This is a genomic window from Actinoplanes sp. NPDC051633 (genome assembly GCF_040681735.1).
Classification (GTDB): domain Bacteria; phylum Actinomycetota; class Actinomycetes; order Mycobacteriales; family Micromonosporaceae; genus Actinoplanes.
The window spans coordinates 1-1601 of the sequence record NZ_JBFAZH010001494.1 but is presented as its reverse complement, the minus strand read 5'-3'; the positions used below and the strand labels follow the sequence as shown (position 1 = coordinate 1601).

Here is a 1601-nt window from a genome sequence, read left to right as displayed (position 1 = left end):
CCCGGGTGGTGACCCCCGGCACACCGGCGCCCTCGTCACTGGCATCGACCAGCCAGCCGTCGAGCAGCCCTCCCTCCGTGCGGGCGCCGTAGAGCGCCCCCACCCCGGTCGCGCTGACCTCGACGCCCAGCGTCTCCAGGCAGCGGTCGGCCATGCCGCGCACCGGCGATCCGCCGATGATCGGCGACACCCCGATGACCGGCGCCGGGCCGTCCGCCACGGCTTCCCGGAGCTCGGGCACGGCCAGGATCGGCGCGACGCTGACCACGGGGTTGCTCGGCGCGAAGAGCACCACGTCGGCGTTGCCGATGGCCTCGAGCACCCCGGGCGCGGGTTTGGCGGTGTCGGCGCCGGCGAAGACGAACCGGTGCGTGGGCAGGTCGCCGCGGTACCGGACCCACCACTCCTGGAAGTGGATCGCCCGGCGTTCACCCTCGACGTCGACGACGACGTGCGTCTCGAGGCGGTCGTCGGTGGCCGGCAGCAGCGTGACGCCGGGCTGCCAGCGGGCGCACAGGGCCGCCGTGACCTGGGAGAGGGGATAGCCGGCGGTCAGCATCGTGGTGCGTACCAGATGGGTGGCGGTGTCCTTGTCGCCCAGGCCGAACCAGGCCGGCTCGGCGCCGTAGGCGGCCAGTTCCTCCTTCACCACCCAGCTCTCGCCGACGCGGCCCCAGCCCCGCTCGGGATCCGCCGCGCCGCCCAGCGTGTACATCACGCTGTCCAGGTCGGGACAGATCTGCAGGCCGTGCATCCGCACGTCGTCGCCGACATTGACCACCGCGGTGACCTCGGCCCCGGCCGCCCGGGCGTACGCACGCACCCCGACCAGGAACCGCGCGCCGCCGATACCGCCGGTGAGCACCGTGATCCGCATGAACCCATCCTGACGCACCCGGCTGAACGAGACGTCATGGCCCTGCGGGACTACTCTGAGCCAGCCCGTTTCGACCCGTCATGATCGAGGAGTCCCCGTGACCAGCCAACCGCAGCCCGCGCCGGGGGATGGCCGCTCTGCCGGCCAACTGCTCCGGCCGGTGCGCGACATCGCGGCCTGGGCCCTGGTGGCCGCGCCGGCCGTGCTGCTCTTCGTGCAGGTGATCCGCCTGATCCCGGCCGGCGACGGCGAGGCCTTCGGCAGCCGCACGCAGGACAGCTTCTACGGCTTCGTGAACGTGGCGACGATCTTCTTCCCGCTCGCCGCGGTCCTGCTGTCGCTGCTGGTCCAGCCGCGCCACCCCAAGGCACAGCTGATCACGATGATCGCCCTGATCGAGTACGCGGTGGCCGCCTTCTTCGGCGTGCTCTTCGGGGTGCTGATCGGGCTCATCAACGTCGCCGGCTTCAGCGTCCGGGCCGCGCTCGAGGAGTTCCTGGCGCGGGCCGCGTGGCTGGCGGTCTTCGCGGTCGCCGCCTGGGCGCTCTACGGCCTCTGGCGCGGCCTGTTCCACGTCGCGAAGCCGAAGCCGCCGCCCGGCGTGTACGGCCAGCCGCAGTACGGCATGCCGGGCGCGTACCCGGGCCAGCCCGGCTACGGCCAGCCGCCGAACCAGCCCGCGCAGCCAGGCCAGCCCGGCCAGCCCAGTCAGCCCGGTCAGCCC

General features: G+C 73.3%; 2 protein-coding genes. One reads left to right on the top strand and one right to left on the bottom strand.

The window, feature by feature from the left end:
• Positions 1–877: 2-phospho-L-lactate transferase (gene cofD, locus AB0M20_RS42440; protein ID WP_364307068.1), on the bottom strand; the 877-nt coding region annotated here is incomplete at its 3' end.
• Between the two features lie 97 nt (positions 878–974).
• On the opposite strand from cofD, the gene AB0M20_RS42435 reads away from it, so the two are divergent.
• Positions 975–1601, top strand: a 627-nt coding sequence (locus tag AB0M20_RS42435) for a hypothetical protein (RefSeq protein ID WP_364307067.1), incomplete at its 3' end; no start/stop codon positions are given.